The organism is Citrobacter sp. BIDMC107, assembly GCF_001037575.1.
GTDB lineage: Bacteria > Pseudomonadota > Gammaproteobacteria > Enterobacterales > Enterobacteriaceae > Citrobacter > Citrobacter freundii.
In genome coordinates this window covers 17,474-35,309 of the sequence record NZ_KQ089850.1, presented here as the reverse complement: position 1 = coordinate 35,309, position 17,836 = coordinate 17,474, and the positions used below count along the sequence as shown (strand labels likewise).

The window sequence follows — 17,836 nt, the reverse complement described above, 5'->3', positions numbered from 1 at the left end:
AACCTCAGCGACTCGTCAGGTTTGTAGGTATTGTTGCGCCTGATTGAACGATAAACGTAATTGGGCGCCCTGGGCTAACTTCGACTATTGGCCACTGCTGCTCAGCAATTGATGTGTAGTAGTCCACAAGACGGTTTAGACCGCCCTGAGCTGCTCCGGCTCCGGCCAACGCTCCTAATGCCCCGATGTTCGGCGATTGGTATTCAGCCGTTGAGTTAGGATCGATATTTAACGAAGACACCTTAGATGGGCTCAGACTACCAGCCAGTGCTGACAGGCCTCCTGCAAAAGCAGAACCTGCGATCGCATTTCCATTTCTACTTATCAGATTTCCACGAATACCATTTTTCCCGTCATTTTCACTAACTGCGTATGCTTCCAGTTTGACGTCGAAAGCTTTTCCTTTCGAGTTCACACAAGATATTGATGTTGCCCGAATGTATGCTCGCTGTGACGCCAGATCACCCACAGCTGAACCCAACAAATTACAATCCCGCAAATCCATCGTGAAATTGTTTGGCATGATGATGTCTTTTTTAATACGCATAGTGACTGGCATGGGTTCAGCTTTAGACGACAGACTCGTTGGGGCTTCCAGACCATTAATTAGCACCCCTGTGATAATTGACGTCGCTGGGAGAAACATTTCGTCTTTACGTGCCGCATGCCGAGCTTTACTGTCTACAGGAGCGGTCCCGTCGCCGCGAATAGTTCGTGTCGGGGCTTTGTCACCGCCAGCAACGACCTCACGCCCCTCTCTTATCCGGCTTTCGGATATCGGCATAACCTGAATGACACCATCAGAACCATTTGTCTTAATTGAACTCTGCGTGATAGTCCGCATTGGGCTATTTCGGGTCGGTGTGATCGGAGCGTATCCGGAACTAGCCCCATTCACCGCAGCATTTGGATTTAGCTGGTATGGCGTTGCTGGGGCCTGCTCATTGACGTTTTTGCGTGACCCACCTGCGTCGAGATTACGATTACCGTTTCGTGAGGTCTGCATGTCAGTCAACTGCGTCGAGAGCTGCTGGACTTGTGAAGCAAGGTTGGCAATCTGTACTTTGCTTTCTTGCTGGGCCTTTTCAGCTTTATCACGATCTGCCTTTGCCGCATTCTGATCAATGCGGTTCTGCCTGACCATTTCGTTATAAGTCTTCTGGCTTTCCTCGTTACTCAGCTTAGTCATTTGTGAATCATCAATCAGGAACCCAGTTTGCATATCTTTTTTCTGGGTTTTCTTCTCTTTTTTAACCGGAGTGGAAAAAATTGATTGACTAATAACGATAATCAATACAATCAACGCAGCACCAATTACTGAGATTCTGACAGTTTTATTTTCCCAGGCATTTTTAATGTCCATTATTAACTCCACTCTTTGGTTGCTGGAAGCGCTTAACTTTCAAATTTCGTTCGTTTTCTGTCATCTGAGGCACGATATAAGGTTCACCCGCCCTGGGCCATTTATCTTTAAAATTCAATCCTGAATTATCGGATTCAACAGGGGCAAAATCCTTACCATTATTAAGCGAACCAACTTCTTTAATTTCCTTAACTCCGCGCCGACTTTCAAACTCGGTTGAGCTTCCAACGAATTTTTGCGCAAGGGTAGGGTCGCTTATAATTATCGTATGTTCTTCAAACGCATCGTCAACTGTCTCACCCGGTCGGTGGTCATCGGGAACTATATTCACTGTTCCTTTTGGAATGTACTCAGTTTGGTAGTAATAACTGGTACCCAAAAAAACGACTAGTCCAAATGAGACCCCTGTAAGAAAAGTAGCTTTTCTCATTTTATCTTTTAATCAGGCTTGGTCGTGTGGTTACACGAGTCTGGCGCTCTTTAAATAATTTATCCCGCACAATGTAAAGCTCGGTTTCCTCTCCAGGCTGAAGAAATGCTTTATCGAACAAAGCACTTGCAATTACTCCTTCAGTTATACATTGCTGATCAGCGACAACTTGTCCGTAAGGCTTGTCATTTTTAACAAGAATGACATCTATCAATTCCCTAGATCCCACAAGTCTTTGCCCTAACTTTGAATACATATTGAAATTACACGGGGACTGCTCTGAGCTCGGTATACGTGACAAGCGGTCTTCTTGTAAACTAAAACCAGAAGGAACCTCACCTAGCGCAACCGGAGTCAGTAAATCAATGATCCGCTGTTTATGGTCATCCTGACGAGGGTCAGATGGTGCCAACTCTTCTGACTGGGATCGTGCCAGCATCTCATCATAATTATGTTTATCCAAAGATGTCTCACGTTTCGCCTGCATTGTCGGGCTCAAAGAAGTTGTGACCGAAATCATTGCACCAGGAACATCCAGTGGAACCAGTGTCAGGTTATAAGTCGATTCAGGCACTGAATCTTCTGAAAGCATTATTCCAATTGGCTTATCCGTGTTTGTTGAAATAAATACATCGCCGCCGTTAACGAAAATACTGGCTTCATCACCTGGCGTTGAAGTACTTACAGATGCGTTTTTAAATGAAGTTGAAATTCTGTTTTGCAGACCCCGTGAAACTGGCAGTACAATATTCCCACCCGGTGGGACGTTTACTCGCTGCACTTCTTTGTAGCGATTACGAGCCTCTACATATAACTCATCTGCTTTTGAAGGGGCCCCGGTGCTTTGTGCATTTTGTTGAGGCTCTTTCCCTGCCGGTCTTCCGTAACTATCAAAATTTCCGGATTTAACCTGTTGCTGATAACCGACAAGCGTAGGGTTTTTTGACAATGCGCCAGTTATCTCATTGACAGCTGGGGAGGCACTACTTGCAGGTGAAAGACTTGGTAGTTCAGTGGTCGGTTTTGTTGCTTGTGACGTCTCAGGCGCGGGGCCGGTGCCAGATTCTTTAATAATCGCATTTTTCACACCATTCTGAAATTCATCTGCCCCGACAGGCATAACAACCGGGTTATTTACTGTCGCCGGTAACTGATAGTCTTCAGCAAAGACTACATTCGAAGTTGCCAGCAAGATCATTGCTGTAATCGCGTGACAGCGAAAGCCCTTTTTAGAAGTCATAATTAGTTACCTGTAGACGGCGGGGGATTATCGAGTGTTGCCAGTTGTTCTTTGCCGTTGATTGTAATTTTCTTAATATTTGGTGTACCAGAATACTGATTTACATAGGCTATGCGTGGTCGTCCGTTTTTCATACCCAGCACCCATTCAAACGTCCATTTTGATGATTCTGTTTTGTCCGGAACATTAATCAAACGCGTTGATTTCGTTCCCCAGACATAGACCATGTCATTTTTGGTGTCATAATACATATCGATCGGTTTAAATGACTGTTCAACACCACGAGCTTGCATAATATTGGTCTGCTGCTGTAATGACTCACGGGTTTTCGCCTGTAAATCCGGAGAAAGCGCATCCAATATGGTTGTTGTTACAAAGCCTATGTTTGTTGGGTTTATGTTCCCAATTAAAGTACTGAAGAATAAGGCCCATTGAGTTTTATATGACTCTGAGGCTTTATTTCCCACAACTTTAACTTCTTCCGTCATATTAGGCGGAAGCACAATAGTCACAGGATCGGTAAGAAATTGATTTTTTACCACTAAAACTGCGATGACTAATATAGCAATTGAATTCACACGTAAGAGTTTTTCGTCACGTTTAATCAATGCACTATAAGTAATTCCAATTTCAGAAGCTTCAATCTCTTTACTAAAGCGAGCTTTAGAATCCCGAAAGCGTCCTTTTGAGTCTTCGCCTCCATTTTGCGAAGTCTCGTCCTTTTTATCAAAATCGCCATTACTGGCACTTTTAATGAATGGAATTTTAAGCTTGCTGAGAAGTTTCATTCTTAGCTCCATCAAGAATAGAGGTTTCTGATAAATGGATCGGTAAAGTAACGACTACTAAACACTGATTTCCCTGGAAACAAGCCGAACCACCACAGTTTGTGTTTGAGTTTTCCTCTAACTCCTTCTTCAGCTGCTTTTTTATATGCAAACCAAAACACAACCGCAACAACTACAGAAGTTATAAAGAAATCAAAAATATTACCACTCGCGATAGTCACGAATGTTATACCCAATTGCTTTGCATCCCAGAATAGAATCAACAAAGGCATATTAATTCTGTAAGGGAAACGATAGGTATGTGGAGGTACCTCGTACTGACTTGTCATAAAAACTCCAGAGAGGGGGAATATCCCCCTCATCGTTATTGTTCTAACAAATCACAGCGGGATACCAGCATCCAGGAACGTGCTGATAATTTTTTCACCGTTTGCCATAATCAGCATCATTAATGCTGAAACCAGCGCCAAACCAAGGTTAGGTTTTACAACGCCGAAATAAGCTACGGAGAACAACATGCCGCAAGCGATGATTTTACCCGGCGCACCAGTTAATGCTTCGCTCATGTAGGCCCAGATATCGCCGAAGGCTCCGTCGTCGGAACCCGCGTACGCTAAACCGCAACTTGCTAAAAACAGGAGAATAAACAAAGGCACTTTTGCATGTTTAGACTTCAGAAATGCAAAAGCGTTAGTTTGTTCTCTTTCAACGTTAGTATTCAATGTCAGTTCCATAATTACTCCGTGTTGATTTGAGTTCACGTAAACGCATTTGCATAATACTTTTTATTTTTCTTTCATTTTTCTGTTAACCACCCTTTTTTTCCCTTAATTGCGCCTGGTGTTTTTTTAGCCTATGAATGTCACATGTGAATACCGTGTGTATATCGGATTGAAGAAGGTGAGGCAGGTTATTTTTTCTTTATAGGGAAGAAGTTCATCGTCTATCTCTTCACCATTTTTGTGATAACCATCCAGTCCGATATTTGAGAAAGCTCTGTGTAAGGATGTCATTCTAAAAAAGTCACTTTTCCCATTGATACAAGTGCTTTTCAGCCACATCCTGTGTGTCGCCCCATTCATGCAAATGCTTTTCAAACAATGCGCCTTTTCCAGCCTCATTCATGCAAATGCCTTTGTAGCAAAGACACATATCCGAAACCCATTCATGCAAATGCTTTTCGACCAAAGGAACCTTTTCCGGGCTCATTCATGCAGTTGCTTTTCGACCAAGGGCAACTTTTACTATTCCATTCATGTAAATGCTTTTTGGTGAAATTCAGCTATCGAATCCCATTAAGAGAGGTACTTTCAGTCCAAAGGCACCTTTTCAGGTCGATTCATCCAAATGCTTTCCGGTCAAAGACACCGTTACGGCGCCATTCATGCAAATGCCTGTCAACCAAAAGCACCTTTTACTATCCCATTCATGCAAATGCTTTTCGACCAATGCCCCGTTTGCTGCACCATTCATGCAAATGCTTTTCGACCAATGCCACCGTTTGCGGCCCCATTCATGCAAATGCTTTCAGCTAAAGGCACCTTTTTACTGTCCCATTCATGCAAATGCTTTTCAGCTAAAGGCATCTTCCCGCCTCATTCATGCCAGGGGTTTCCAACGTAGGCACCTTACACAAACTCATTCAAGCAAATGCTTTTATACAAAAGGCACTTTTCTGTCGCCATTGAAGCAAGTGCTTTTCACAAAGGTCACTTTTCTCCCCCCATTGAAGCAAATGCTTTTCACCACCACTATGGGATTTTTAAACGATTTGCTTTTATTTTCATGAGGTTATGTTTACTTATGGGACCTCTGTTTTGAACTGGATATTTATCAAAACGCCTCTGTTCTAATCATGTCCCAGACAATTACAGGCTTTAATTTTCTGTGCAAATCTCAGTGTGACATGAGAAGGACAGGGATTTTTCACGTATAGCCACTATGCACAAACGTTGATGGGTAGTTTTATCTAAAGGCATCTGGATGAATGACTTCTGATTAAATCATTCAAAATCAATTGCTTAGTATTCGTTATCTAACTCAGTGAAAATTAGTTAAATAAAGCATTCGATCGAATGCTCAAAATTCCCAGGGTGCTTAAGCAAAAGTAAGAAAGGAAGCAGGGAAGCAGGGAAGCAGGGAAGCAGGGAAGCAGGGAAGGGTATTCATATCAGCAGAGGCGTCCAAAAAAGCATTTGGATGAATGCCCGTACGCCTCATTACATCCAAAGTTACTTTTCTGCGAACTGAACCAGAGGATCAGCTTTGTTTTGCCAGAGCAAGCTTTGGACTTCTCTTAAAAATCTGGAACTGAATATCTCTACCTTTCTTAACCTCTTGATATTCAAGGTATCCTATTGATTTTAACTCCAGCATAGCCTTTCTGATGATCTGGTTTTGAGTACGTACTGGAGTCGTCAAAAGAAGCCGCTCACGCAAACGCTTCATGTTAACGAATAACGTTCCGGCAGGCATTGCCTCAAAATAGATGTACAGGCTCTGTGCAGCTTCTTTTTTGGCGAGAACCGACAGTACCTGTAAGCTTAATAGGGTTTTATGATCATACCGGTAAAGCTCCCACATCGAGGGATCACCCACGAGCTCTACTGTGTCCTTCTTAGGGTCAATCATAGCTTTCTGCACAAGGTGTGTGACAGTGAAGCGTTCAGTTTTAGAATCACGGAAAGAAATAACAACGGACGCGAGGTTTGCCAGCGCTTCCTGAAATCGTGAACGGGTTCGCTTGTTGATATTTGTAGAACTGATACCACACATTTTTGCAAACTCATTGAACGACAATGTTATTTTCTCGGAGGCGAATCCATATTTACTGAACGCCATAATGCACCCAAGCCAACACTTGAAGTCCGTGGACATCGAAAGCTTAAGGCCAGTGATCCGGATGTCATCGTATCCTTCTGACCGGGCCAGTTCCATGCTCGACAACTCATCAGAAGCATCAACCTCAAAATTTCTGAATCGCTTCTCTTTAGTTCCCACCGGGGTAAAAACACTTAAGCGCAGTAAAGCAATGGGTTGGACCGATTTCGAAGAGTTTGGACTCAGTTGATAAGTCCTCCCTGTATCCGTGTTGGTCACATCAAACGGATGTGCTAACTCATTGTTATCACTCATTTAAACTTACCCACCATGTTTTTCCCTTTCTACATTTAGCTGTGAATAGATTATTCGTCCAAATGCTTTTCACGCATTAAACTAAATGCCTTTTCAATTCAAGTAAATGCTTTTCTTATTCGATCAAATGCTTTTCGCATGCACCTGAATGCCGGATCATTGCTATTTCTTTTAAAAATCATCACGTTACAATGGTCGTGATCTTTATTGTTCTCTATTGATCTCTATTGATCTAAAGAATTGATCTATCTTGTGGAAAACGGGGATAAATTCCCTCTGAGAAAGAGCTCTGGCCCTACAAATTTAGGATTGGATACAAACCCTGTATAGAATGCAGCCGGGAAAAATATCAGTTAGCATGAAGTTATTAAGAAAGATAAATTCAAACTATTCAGATTTTCTTTTTAATTTAATTTTTAAAACAGCCTATTTTTGAATTAGTAAGATACCTAACCACTAAAAGAAATTTTGTTTTTTATGCCTTCAGAGTTGTTTGAATCTGAGAGCATTAATGTATCATGTAATAAAAAAAGGTGCTTATATGAATCATTGCGACTATCAGATTATTGAAATCAGCCCAAAAGATCTTATTATCGAGCCTGGATTTAATCCACGGGAAGCGGTAATCGGTGATCTTTGTTACGAACAGGAGCCAGTAAAATCGGCAATTATTTCTCTCAAGCAAGCCTATAAAGAGGGGCGACGTGTTGATTTAATTAAGGTAGTAAAGAAGGACTCCAAGTACGTTGTCCGGCAAGGGCATTGTCGTTACAGAGCATTATTGCTTGCTCTCGCGGAAGGAGCTGACATCCAGCTCTTTTCAGTCGTACTTATGCACTACAAGGATAAAATCGAAGAATACCTAGAGAACCTTGATGGGAACAGGAATAACAGTCTCAATCCCGTTGCACTAGCTTACGCACTCGCAGAGACCCTGAAGCTTGGCTCTACCGTTGAATCCCTTGCTATGCGCTATCAGCGGTCTGGCACAGCGATTCGCAATCAGCTTAAAATCCTTGATATGCCTTTAGAACTGCAACGTTTAATCAGCCTAAACCTTATTAAAAAAACACTCGCGATTGAAATCATGTTGAAGTATTCCAATGATCATGCAAAAGTCCTTGCACACTTGGAGTCCTGTTCTTTTTTAGTGCCATCTTCTGGCGTACTTGATTTATCGAAACCAACAACCGTTGAAACAGCAACAAACAGTGAGCCACTCGAAGAACAGGAAAAACCTCCTGTACATATTAACCCTAAAGACATTAAAACAAAGTCTATCACTCGCAGTTCGTTAGGTATTAAACGTCTTTCACATAAAAAAACTGAACGGTTAAAAAATGAATTTATTGGTTTGATTGATAATGTAGGGTCAACAATGTCAGACAATAATAAACTGACAGAATTAATTTTAGACGGACAGCATTCTAATTTATTTATGAACGTCAGTAACACTTTAATCACAAAAACAAATGAAAGTGTAAAGATCACTTTAGATGAAGCAAAACTTCAACTTGTATTAAGTCTTCTAAATGATGAAAATACTGCAATCATCATTCCAAAATCTAAGGTTACAGAACTGAACGAAATTCGTGACCTTTTGACAAATGAGTAGATAGCTGAGGATAATTTATGGACAAGATTGTACATTTTACCGTCATTAATACTTTTAACGATTTACTTATTGCGAAAGCCTCGCTCGACCGTAACATTGTTGAGATCAACGCTGGTAAGCGCTTTGATCATTTTGAAGAAGGACATGATCAGTATGTACAGAAAGTGACTGACGCTTTACTTATCGTGGAGGGACGTCTGGAGAACCTTAAAAAATGAAACATTCAATTTTTTTTACTCACGATGGTTATTTATTGCCAGCGGTCGTAAAGCCTTTCCACGGTAACGATGGGCACTATTATGCCATGATCACACGTGAATGCTTTGCCTGCGGAGGGACAGGAGAAATCGCAAACGCCGTCTGCGTGACATGTAATGGAAGCAAAACGTCACCGGCCACAGAGGAAAAACTGGTACTGAAAGAGGGCATCGAATTTCTTGAAACTATCCCGGAATTTCGCTGCAATCCCGATCTAGACGCTTGGAAACGTAGGCACAGCGGGCACCTGGCATTGTTACAAGCCGATAATTCTAAGTTTGCAGTAAGCATTTCACAGCAGTTAAACAACAATCTCTTTTTAACAGTTCGTCAGTTAGAATCTTTCTACTCAACTTACCAACCCGTTTCTAAAGATTTGCCAGAAAACGCTGATGTACCTGTTGAGCATTCTTTCAGCATTGGTGATGTAGTGAGTATTGATATCATTTTTACAGAAGTGCGAGCTGCTTTTTCAAAAGGCTCCCACAGCTACTTTTTTACTTTTACAGGCAAAAAGCAGAATGATGGATTCGCATTAACAGGTAATGTGCAGGATCATGTTTTATTGGGGCATAGCTATCATCTTTCCGGAAGGGTGAGAAAGATCCACTATTTTGACTCTGTGCCCTACGCATTACTGACGGTGTTTAAATTAACCACAAAGCCTAGTGCGTAGTGAACAGAACTCCCAAATACAGGGTGTTTATTCATTAGCCACAGGCTTTCTGCACTGTCGTGCCGACTCACTCACGTCAAATTTGTTGCTCACGCATCGGGTTTTTACCCGGTTTTAAACTCCGAAAAATATGCCTATTTCTTTAAATTCAACACCCGTTATTAACTAATCTTTTAAATTAAAAATGATAATCTTATTAATTATATATTTAATTTTATTCTCCTTAACATTCAGGTTAAGGCGATTTTGTTAAAACGGAGTGATGTATGCAAAATGATCTTGGACTTGGGTTCATCTGCAAGTCAGCAAGAGCGTCAGCAAAAATTATATCCCGGAAAGTTACTTTTCCGCTAAATGGCTCGAGTACTACAAAACTTACCCTAACGGGACTACAGTGTCATCCATCCTGCCGGTTTCCGTTTTACCAGCTGTCTATGCTAATCCACAACCAGCTCGCTGATCATGCCGCCAACGTTGTCGATGAAAATGCTCCGTTCACTGTATCCATTAACATACATGAATGGCTGAGTCGTGCCAGAGTGGCATTTATTGATTATCACGGTCTGCGTAATACCGATAAAACAGCAATGATCACATTGGATCATCTGGAAGAATTACTTACTCACTTGTCGACTACATTGGCCGTATATATCCCGTATTCAAAGAAGCGCCTGAACTTTAGCTTTCTGACGTCCTTTACACTGATCAAAACATCACAGTCTTATACTTTGATGTTCCCTGGTGTGCTGCGGCCGATCTTGGTGTTACTTGGGGGGTTAATTCAGGAATTTATGACCGAGAAGTTATTGAAGAGACGTAATACCCAACTTGTCATTTTTGAATATTTGCGAAAGTCTCGGCGCCATTCCCATAAAATTACCGATATTGCTAACGCTCTTCAGTTGCAGACGGTGAACGTACGAATCATGCATGTTCTTACCCAACTTGCAGATCTGGGGCTTATATCGTTTATTTGTGAAGGTAAGAGAGGGGAGCGGTCCATCGAAGAGCTTCAGTTTATTCCTTATGCCAGTCGGGACCATTCCGAAGTTTTGAGCTTTGAGGAATGGATAAGCCCGATCGACTAACCACTGACTGTCACTTAACGAAGGACAGCCAGGATCTCTTTTTCCTTTTTTCGCGATTTTGATTGACTGCCGACAGAACGGTAAGCATTGAGAGTATGAATTTCAAAACCGCGTTCTTCATAGAGCTCCAGCGTAAAGGGAGTCAAGCTGTTGGATATGGCCACTGAAGCCCCTTTACGATGAGCTGCCACCAGCATATCCGCCAGTTTAACATGTGCGCTCTTATTGAACGGTATGCCGTCATAACTGACAAAGCTGGTTTTGCTGATTTTATCATAAGGCGGATCGCAATAAATTTGGTCACAACCACCAGCACTCTCCAACGTCAGACCAAAATCTGCGGTTGTCAGCTCAACGCCAGAAAGTCTGAATGAGAGATAATCGACTTTCTGGGGGTCCAGAGTTAACTTGGATCGATTCCCCCACGGAACTGAGTACTTACGTTTCAGATTGTAACGACACAGGCCGTTATATCCGAGTCGGTTCATTGCGTAGAAAAGGACTGCTCGTTGCAGCGGGGCATCATCCAAACTGGTGCTGTTAAACGTGTTCCTCAGCTTTAAGTAATCCTCTTTATCAAATTCCCTTTCCGCCAGAAGATTCACTTCTCTGATGAATGCCGATTTATTCCGCTGGATGTTGCGGTACAGATTGATTAGATCCGGATTACTGTCTGCCAAGAGTGCATCGGTGGCAAACATGTTAAGGAACACAGCGCCCCCGCCGATAAATGGTTCGACCCACCGACGGCTCTGATCATGTGGGAAATGCTGACTGATGAATGGCATCAGTTTGGTTTTACCCCCCGCCCATTTGATGATTGGTGTATGTTTTCGCAACGCGTATTCTCCTTTAAGCATTATCGGTATGTCACCCTTATGGTACCGAAAGCCGGATTACAACCAACAAGGTTTAAGCAGGGAAAATCGCGGGTGTTGTGAAAGAAATTTTCATTCCGACACATTTTTTTATTTTTTTTCACTTTTTGGCAAAAAAGTTAACTACCTTCTTAGCTCGCATAAACATTTGTTTTTAATTGTTTATTTAATCTTTTAGGTCTGAGCATCAGAACGTTTTGCTTCGCGAAATTCGGAATAAACCCCAAAAGTACCTTTTTAACGAAAAAGTGAGATTTTTTTTTCCGGTAGTATTCACGCACAGATGAAAGGTATGGCAAAAAAGAATACAACGGAGTATCTATGAGTGATCTGATGACTGATTCCCAGCAAACTAACTCACGGGTCTTTAAATCACCCCTCGTGTCATTTTCAACAGTGACAGGTTCCGGCCGATTCGTCAGTGGCATGAAGCAGTTCCGCGACGCGAACCCTGACCTTTGTAATGAAGTCACTGAACAAAAAGCTTGGGCTATCAACCCTTCAGTGGTTCAAATCTCGCCAGGCTTCAACTCCCGTGAGATGGGGATGGGGGAGGCATATTACCAGCTGCCGGAAGTCGTAGATCATCTCAATAACATCAAGTGTGCATTCATCCGGGGTGATTACGTTGACCCTATACGCGTTCTGATCAAAGACGGTATTCCGTACGTTTGCCAGGGCCATTGCCGTTTAAAAGCGGCTTTAATGGCTCAGGCAGAAGGACATACTGACCTCACCATTCTTTGCATCGAGATGAAAGCCGATGAGATCAGCTGCGAACTGACGACAATTGACGGGAACCGTGGTCTGGCTCTTTCTCCAGTGGCACTGGGTGAATCCTACAGACGTCTTCAGGCGCTGGGCGGATGGTCGCTTGATCGTATTGCCGAACGTGAGGGCAAGAGTAGTACAACCATTGCTGCTCTCATTCGTCTGACCGGATGCTCTGTCTACATCAAAAAATTAATCCATGCCGATGCTATTTCCTATGTTGCAGTCCTATCCCTTATTGATGAGTTCGGTGAAACGGAAGCCATCTCTCGTATCGAAAAAATGATCGCCGAGCTTGAGAAAGCTGATTCAAGCGGTATCAAGATTAAGAAGACGCCACGTGGCAGTATTCGTGTTGTCCCTTCCGATTTTAAACCGGCACGTGTTCCACCTGTTCTCGCCACAAAAGCCGTAGAAGGGGTCAAACTCATCACTACGAGTTTGTTGCAGAAACTCGGTGATATCCAACTTCCCGAAGTGACCGACTCCAGCGAAGATGAAGAAATTTCCTTTACGTTGAACCGAAGCATGCTGGAGATGCTCAAGAACCTGCAAAGTGAGATCACTGAAGCAGAAAACAAGCAGCTTCGCCGGGTCGAAAATCGGCAAGCTCGATTGAAAGGGGAGAAAGTGACTTACAAATCCGCGAAAAACACAAATACTGGCGGAGAACCACAATCTGAAGCACCACCAGCACAGGCTTGAATTAAGCATTTCAACTTATGAGTAGCACATAATTAGAAGTACGATATTCAAGAACGAGCCACCCAGGCTCTCGCCCATTGCCCCTACTAAGTAGGGGCTTTTTTTTGTCCTGTCTCCGGCACGCTTTCTCTTCATTAAAACGACATCTGTCTGTCCTACCTCCCGCAGCGCAACTTTCGAGATTTTTATGTCGCCCAACCTATTAGCTTTTTGAACGAGGTTGATATCCTGGTAATAGATAATTCCTACATAAAGGACTGATACTATGTCTGCTGTTGAATCTAATTTCCCCCAAATTGGCGCCCCAGGGAACTCTCTGGTCGCTTGTATGCCCCTAACTGGCCTCAGTGTTAACGAGGATAACTTTCTGCCCGAAATGCGGGAAGAGCTTGGCATCATTGCCAGCCAGGTCGAATCCTATAACGAAGAGCTTAGTTTACTGAGGTCCATGTCCACTCAGTTTATGAAATACGGAAATCAGAAGCTCTATTCCTACCTCTCGGGCTATAACCATCTCATTTCAGAAACAGATGCCCTGTACGCAGAAAATGCACTTCGTTCTGAGTACTGGAAGCGGGTAATGGCCCTTACCGATGTGCTGTCCGTGATGTCTGACGAAAAAAAGAACGAATGGGACAAGCAATTTACTGCTGACCGGTATCACCGGCCTCCGCAAGAGATCCCTGAGTTTACACTCGACGCAGTAGTTGCCACGGTTGTCACATTGCTCAATGACCGGCATCAGTTCATTAAAGAGCGCGTCTATGCCGTTTTTCAATCATTAAGCCGTCACCACAAAACCAATAAAGCTTTTGGTTTCTCAACCCGCATGATCACCGTCGGTGTCTGTGAAGGGGTGAAAGACAAGTGGGTAAAACTTAAAGTTGAATTCAAAGAATCAGGACTCATGCCACTGTCGGAACTGCGGGTGATCTGTTCTTATTTCCGGGGAGAAACAGTTAAACCGGTCTATGACACGAAAAAAATGGTTGAGAATATGGTTGGTCATGCTGGGTTCAGAAATTGGATCAGCCTGGATGGCAACAGTATTCGTTTTCGGGTTTACAAGAATGGTTCGATGCACATTGATGTACATCCTGATATTGCAGAACGGCTTAACAACATTCTTGCTGCCATTGTCCCTCTGGCGCTGCCTACTGAACGCTTAGCCCATTACAAAGCCACGTTGCAGGAGTTCCCGGCACTGAAACGCTGCATCGATTTTCATTCACGGATGCAGCTCGCAGAGCTGGAATTCACTCGGAATGAAAAGGAATGGTCCAGCTGGACATCGCTCGGTTATGCCGGTGAGTTCGCTGATAAAACGCGGCAGGTGAACGCGGAGGTTCTGCGGTTCCTCGGTGCCCGGATTACTAGCTACCATGTGACATTTGATTATGACCCGACCGAAGTGATGCGCTTCATCGGTCATATGGGTGCCATGCCCGATATTGTATCCCACCAGTTTTACCCTTCATCGCTGCGACTCAGTGAATACGTCGCATCCATTATTGCGACCGGGGAGGGGGAGCGACTGCTAGAGCCAAGCATCGGGCACGGGGATTTGCTGCAATGTTTTCCTAAGAGCGTCAACGTTACCGGCATCGAACTGGATACACTAAATTGTCTGGTCTCCCGAGCTAAAGGTTACGATACAACGGAGGCCGATTTTCTGGCATGGTCAGCAGCGAACCCAAATCAGAAATTCGACTGCGTGGTGATGAACCCACCTTTTGCTGACAACCGGGCTAAACTCCATCTACTGGCCGCTGCGTCTCATCTCGTTTCCGGCGGGCGTTTAGCGGCCGTCCTGCCGCTATCCCTTCAGGGGATCGATAACCTGCTGGGCGAGGGATACCGTGCTGAATGGATGGACACCTTCGATAACGAGTTTGACAACACTGCCGTCTCCGTCCGTGTTCTGTATGTAGAATGCCTTTAACTGAAGGAAAGACCATGTCTGAAATCTCACCTGGCCTGCCAGAGGACCAAAATGATGTTGAATTTATGATGGATGATTTCCAGCAGAGCCTGGGGAAAAGTAAACCGGTACATGAAGTGCAATTTCTGGGAGAGTCACCGCAAAGTGAAGACTCCGCCAACGCTGCCGATTCGCCCTGGTTTGAAAACTAACCTGTTAAAGGAGTTGGTACAGATTGCTCCCTTTATGGGCTCCCTACAAGATAGCGGGGAGCCCGAGCAGTGGTTATTACTCAGGATGAGATAAACTGTGATTAATAGTGCATGTTAAGCACTTCGCATTCCTGCTTTTATTGGCGAACATTTCACTCTTTTTTTCTTGTTTTTTATATCCCCTTCCCAGAAAAGTTAGCCTTGCTCACTTGGTATTATTGATACCTGACTGGGGGAGGATAATCATGAAATGCAGGGCGATACTTTTAGCACCACTCATAGCTTTTTCGTTTACGGCACAAGCTGAGATTGCAGAGTTAAGATTCAATGACACTCAGAATCAACCAAAGATTGTTGTTCCATCTGTGCAGTGGATTAATCCAGCAACCTCATTCGAGGCTGATGTAATCTCCGGCTTAGACCGGTACGTCCAGTTGTCGTTACTTAATGTCAACGGTGCAAGCTTGTGGAGCACGAAAAGTAGCAAAGTTACGGTTGATGACCGTATGACCTCCAGTAGCGGGTATGACTATTATGGAAAAAGGTTAAGTGTCCCTGCGTTTGGTGAAGATAATTACACCCTGAGGGAAGTGATCACAGATCTCCAAAATAATGAAATTTCTCGCCGGGACTACGTTATATCTATCGACCGCACTCCCCCTAAAACTAGCACAATTGGATATACGCGAAATGGATGGCAATATGGTAGCGAAGCCATCTTTACCAGCGTTCCTTCAGGTATGCAGTATGCCTCTGTTCAGGCTCTCGTCTTTTCAGGCCTTTCAGACAGTCGCTCTGGTCTCGACCGGGCTGAGTACTTTCTTGTCGATTCGAACGGCGTTGAACGAAAGAGAGGGGCTGTAATTAACCTGGTCGATAATTCAGTAACCGTCCAAAATACTACTGCGAGCGATCCAGCCCTGGCGCCAGCTTCTCAGTCTGAATACCGTATGGGCCTTTATGTTTATGACAAGGCAGGAAATAAAGCATCAGTAAGCAGACAAAGTGTGATTGATCGGGTCAACCCTCCTTCTGTTCTACAGGTGCTTAATACCAGGACAAATACCTGGGAAAACTACTCAGCTGGGATAACTGTTTACAGTAATCCAATATCATTGCGGGTACTCAGGAATAAAAGTAACTTTACTGCTGCTAATAAAACAAGCTTTGGGTGGGCAGATGCCAATTATCAAAGTTCTGACAGCACATATAATATTTATTCGTTCAATTTTGTTTTCCCCAGTACCGGTGATATTTATCACGAATTCCAGACACTTGCGGGAGGCGTTCGTCGGTACCATCACTCTGAGTTATCTTTCACTCCTTCCCCAACCATGGAACTTGCACCAAAGGTCACAAGCAAAGAAATTTTTCGTAGTGATACCGGTAAATGGAGCAGTGCTACTGGGAATGTAAGAACTGCCAAATTTACCCAAATACGCGTGACTACCGAACCTCGTAACTATGTACAACGGGTTGCAGCTAATTCGAACCGTAACTGGTACTGCCTTATCCCGGTAGGAAGCACTGGTTGTACCATGAACGTGGATTATACCTTTACTTCCGATAAGGGGATGCAATACATCCATCTGGTCTCAGGTAAAGACGGTACTGCTATTTATGATAATCTGGCTGGGGCATTCGTAGTGATTTGGGATAACAACCCACCGGTTATTAACGCCGTAAAAATTAACCGTATGGATAAAAATGTAACCATGACGGTTACTGATGATGACCGGATAAATGGATGGCAAATAGGAGCATGGGATACCCGAGAATTTGGCGTGGTGCTTAAAACCGAAACGGGGAATGTGATTGACCTACCCGCCAGGACATGGACAGAGAGTGATTTTAAAACAAAAAACGCGGTCATTTCCTATGCTGATCTGCCGGACGGCAAATATACCGTTCTGTCCGCCTATGCAAGAGATCTTGTGGGCAACACGGCAAACTACGTGATAAATGATTTGCTTACCATTGACTCCACTGCCCCTCTAATTTCCTACCGGTATCTGAATGATGATCCTGAAGGCAAACTGGTTAAGGGACTAGAAAACCTCAGAATTAGTGTAGCTGACCCTTCAGGTGACGCCTCGCTTGAATCACTGGTGTTGAGCGGTGGACCAAACAGTGAACAGGTGACATTAGCTTATTCCAGTCAGGGCTCAGGAGTTTATACGCCAGAGTACCCGCGTATCTTTCCCGTAATAGCAAAAGAGGATGGCATTTATACAATTGAAGCTCACGCAGTCGATGCCTCTGGAAACCGGTCCTCGAAAAAGCTCAATTTCCTCTATCAACCAGCAAACATGATCACTCTGGACAGGCTACGTACCCTTGCTACTGCGGCTGCACTAAAGACCACGGATAACCAGCCACTGGCTTTTATCCGGACAAGCGTACTTCGCCGAAAGGATGGTTCTGTCATTACTGGGCAGTTAAACGGTACGCTGTCCGTGCGGAAAGATGCTGACTTCCCGGTAAGTGTAGCTGGCGTAACCGTTGCGCCAGGAGAGACAAAGGCAATCATTTTTGATATGGGGCAGGGTGAAGAACGTATTTATTCTGTCACACCAGGAAAGAGTGGCGTTTCTGGTACATCTGAGTTTGCCGTGGAATTCCCGCAGTTCTGAATAATTTTGGGGTGTCGTTAAGTCGGCACCTTGCTGAAATATAGCCAAACCTCCACCCATATCTTTCAGTTCCCGCACTGTGGCATTTACATCAAAACATGAATTCTTGCTTACTTGTTCGTG

The 17,836-nt window shown here is 43.8% G+C and carries 17 protein-coding genes; 8 read left to right on the top strand and 9 right to left on the bottom strand.

All coding sequences use genetic code 11. The annotated features are described in order from the left end of the window. Positions 1-4: 4 nt before the first annotated feature. From trhB to SK39_RS23095, 8 genes are all read right to left on the bottom strand, one after another. Complete coding sequence (gene trhB, locus SK39_RS23130; RefSeq protein ID WP_022652153.1) at positions 5-1,363, bottom strand: IncHI-type conjugal transfer protein TrhB; 1,359 nt, start codon at positions 1,361-1,363, stop codon at positions 5-7. Further along, positions 1,353-1,793, bottom strand: a complete 441-nt coding sequence (gene htdO / locus SK39_RS23125; protein WP_015063104.1) for a plasmid transfer protein HtdO — start codon at positions 1,791-1,793, stop codon at positions 1,353-1,355. Before htdO ends, trhB begins: the two co-directional genes overlap by 11 nt. 1 nt (position 1,794) lies before the next feature. Next, entirely contained in the window at positions 1,795-3,033 is a 1,239-nt protein-coding gene (locus tag SK39_RS23120) for a TraK domain-containing protein (RefSeq protein WP_015063103.1), read from the bottom strand. Positions 3,034-3,035: 2 nt separating this feature from the next. After that, complete coding sequence (locus SK39_RS23115) at positions 3,036-3,821, bottom strand: TraE/TraK family type IV conjugative transfer system protein (protein ID WP_022652152.1); 786 nt, start codon at positions 3,819-3,821, stop codon at positions 3,036-3,038. Between the two features lie 11 nt (positions 3,822-3,832). Next, on the bottom strand, positions 3,833-4,150 hold the full coding sequence (locus SK39_RS23110; RefSeq protein ID WP_022652151.1) for a type IV conjugative transfer system protein TraL: 318 nt from the start codon (positions 4,148-4,150) through the stop codon (positions 3,833-3,835). 51 nt (positions 4,151-4,201) lie between these two features. Then, positions 4,202-4,555 (bottom strand): hypothetical protein, encoded by a 354-nt coding sequence (locus SK39_RS23105; protein ID WP_015063100.1) that lies wholly within the window; start codon positions 4,553-4,555, stop codon positions 4,202-4,204. A 289-nt stretch (positions 4,556-4,844) separates the two neighbouring features. Then, entirely contained in the window at positions 4,845-5,030 is a 186-nt protein-coding gene (locus SK39_RS23100; RefSeq protein ID WP_032610388.1) for a hypothetical protein, read from the bottom strand. Between the two features lie 1,050 nt (positions 5,031-6,080). After that, positions 6,081-6,956: a RepB family plasmid replication initiator protein gene (locus SK39_RS23095; protein WP_015063098.1), complete on the bottom strand. Its 876-nt coding sequence runs from the start codon at positions 6,954-6,956 to the stop codon at positions 6,081-6,083. A 541-nt stretch (positions 6,957-7,497) separates the two neighbouring features. Between SK39_RS23095 and SK39_RS23090 the strand changes: the two genes are divergently transcribed. The 4 genes from SK39_RS23090 (at position 7,498) to SK39_RS23075 (ending at position 10,593) form a co-directional block, all read left to right on the top strand. Further along, positions 7,498-8,571 (top strand): hypothetical protein, encoded by a 1,074-nt coding sequence (locus tag SK39_RS23090; protein WP_022652149.1) that lies wholly within the window; start codon positions 7,498-7,500, stop codon positions 8,569-8,571. 17 nt (positions 8,572-8,588) lie between these two features. Continuing rightward, entirely contained in the window at positions 8,589-8,789 is a 201-nt protein-coding gene (locus tag SK39_RS23085; protein ID WP_022652148.1) for a hypothetical protein, read from the top strand. Next, complete coding sequence (locus tag SK39_RS23080) at positions 8,786-9,505, top strand: DnaJ-like cysteine-rich domain-containing protein (RefSeq protein ID WP_015063095.1); 720 nt, start codon at positions 8,786-8,788, stop codon at positions 9,503-9,505. The genes SK39_RS23085 and SK39_RS23080 overlap by 4 nt, the downstream gene beginning before the upstream one ends. Positions 9,506-9,771: 266 nt before the next feature. Beyond that, positions 9,772-10,593, top strand: a complete 822-nt coding sequence (locus tag SK39_RS23075) for a hypothetical protein (protein WP_015063094.1) — start codon at positions 9,772-9,774, stop codon at positions 10,591-10,593. 14 nt (positions 10,594-10,607) lie between these two features. Here SK39_RS23075 and SK39_RS23070 read toward each other — a convergent pair whose 3' ends face one another. Continuing rightward, positions 10,608-11,453, bottom strand: coding sequence for a DNA adenine methylase (locus SK39_RS23070; protein WP_015063093.1), 846 nt, complete (start codon positions 11,451-11,453; stop codon positions 10,608-10,610). Between the two features lie 339 nt (positions 11,454-11,792). Between SK39_RS23070 and SK39_RS23065 the strand changes: the two genes are divergently transcribed. The 4 genes from SK39_RS23065 to SK39_RS23055 all read left to right on the top strand — a co-directional run bounded on the left by SK39_RS23065 (position 11,793) and on the right by SK39_RS23055 (position 17,713). After that, positions 11,793-12,947 (top strand): ParB/RepB/Spo0J family partition protein, encoded by a 1,155-nt coding sequence (locus tag SK39_RS23065; RefSeq protein ID WP_022652146.1) that lies wholly within the window; start codon positions 11,793-11,795, stop codon positions 12,945-12,947. 265 nt (positions 12,948-13,212) lie between these two features. After that, positions 13,213-14,889, top strand: coding sequence for a DUF4942 domain-containing protein (locus tag SK39_RS23060; RefSeq protein WP_015063091.1), 1,677 nt, complete (start codon positions 13,213-13,215; stop codon positions 14,887-14,889). A gap of 14 nt (positions 14,890-14,903) precedes the next feature. Further along, complete coding sequence (locus tag SK39_RS27240) at positions 14,904-15,080, top strand: hypothetical protein (protein WP_022652145.1); 177 nt, start codon at positions 14,904-14,906, stop codon at positions 15,078-15,080. A 245-nt stretch (positions 15,081-15,325) separates the two neighbouring features. Next, entirely contained in the window at positions 15,326-17,713 is a 2,388-nt protein-coding gene (locus tag SK39_RS23055; protein WP_022652144.1) for an Ig-like domain-containing protein, read from the top strand. The last annotated feature ends 123 nt before the right edge of the window (positions 17,714-17,836 follow it).

Coding starts and splice junctions, on each gene's coding strand:
- trhB (WP_022652153.1), bottom strand. CDS start 1,363: ATGGACATTAAAAATGCCTGGGAAAATAAAACTGTCAGAATCTCAGTA.
- htdO (WP_015063104.1), bottom strand. CDS start 1,793: ATGAGAAAAGCTACTTTTCTTACAGGGGTCTCATTTGGACTAGTCGTT.
- SK39_RS23120 (WP_015063103.1), bottom strand. CDS start 3,033: ATGACTTCTAAAAAGGGCTTTCGCTGTCACGCGATTACAGCAATGATC.
- SK39_RS23115 (WP_022652152.1), bottom strand. CDS start 3,821: ATGAAACTTCTCAGCAAGCTTAAAATTCCATTCATTAAAAGTGCCAGT.
- SK39_RS23110 (WP_022652151.1), bottom strand. CDS start 4,150: ATGACAAGTCAGTACGAGGTACCTCCACATACCTATCGTTTCCCTTAC.
- SK39_RS23105 (WP_015063100.1), bottom strand. CDS start 4,555: ATGGAACTGACATTGAATACTAACGTTGAAAGAGAACAAACTAACGCT.
- SK39_RS23100 (WP_032610388.1), bottom strand. CDS start 5,030: ATGAGCCCGGAAAAGGTTCCTTTGGTCGAAAAGCATTTGCATGAATGG.
- SK39_RS23095 (WP_015063098.1), bottom strand. CDS start 6,956: ATGAGTGATAACAATGAGTTAGCACATCCGTTTGATGTGACCAACACG.
- SK39_RS23090 (WP_022652149.1), top strand. CDS start 7,498: ATGAATCATTGCGACTATCAGATTATTGAAATCAGCCCAAAAGATCTT.
- SK39_RS23085 (WP_022652148.1), top strand. CDS start 8,589: ATGGACAAGATTGTACATTTTACCGTCATTAATACTTTTAACGATTTA.
- SK39_RS23080 (WP_015063095.1), top strand. CDS start 8,786: ATGAAACATTCAATTTTTTTTACTCACGATGGTTATTTATTGCCAGCG.
- SK39_RS23075 (WP_015063094.1), top strand. CDS start 9,772: ATGCAAAATGATCTTGGACTTGGGTTCATCTGCAAGTCAGCAAGAGCG.
- SK39_RS23070 (WP_015063093.1), bottom strand. CDS start 11,453: ATGCTTAAAGGAGAATACGCGTTGCGAAAACATACACCAATCATCAAA.
- SK39_RS23065 (WP_022652146.1), top strand. CDS start 11,793: ATGAGTGATCTGATGACTGATTCCCAGCAAACTAACTCACGGGTCTTT.
- SK39_RS23060 (WP_015063091.1), top strand. CDS start 13,213: ATGTCTGCTGTTGAATCTAATTTCCCCCAAATTGGCGCCCCAGGGAAC.
- SK39_RS27240 (WP_022652145.1), top strand. CDS start 14,904: ATGTCTGAAATCTCACCTGGCCTGCCAGAGGACCAAAATGATGTTGAA.
- SK39_RS23055 (WP_022652144.1), top strand. CDS start 15,326: ATGAAATGCAGGGCGATACTTTTAGCACCACTCATAGCTTTTTCGTTT.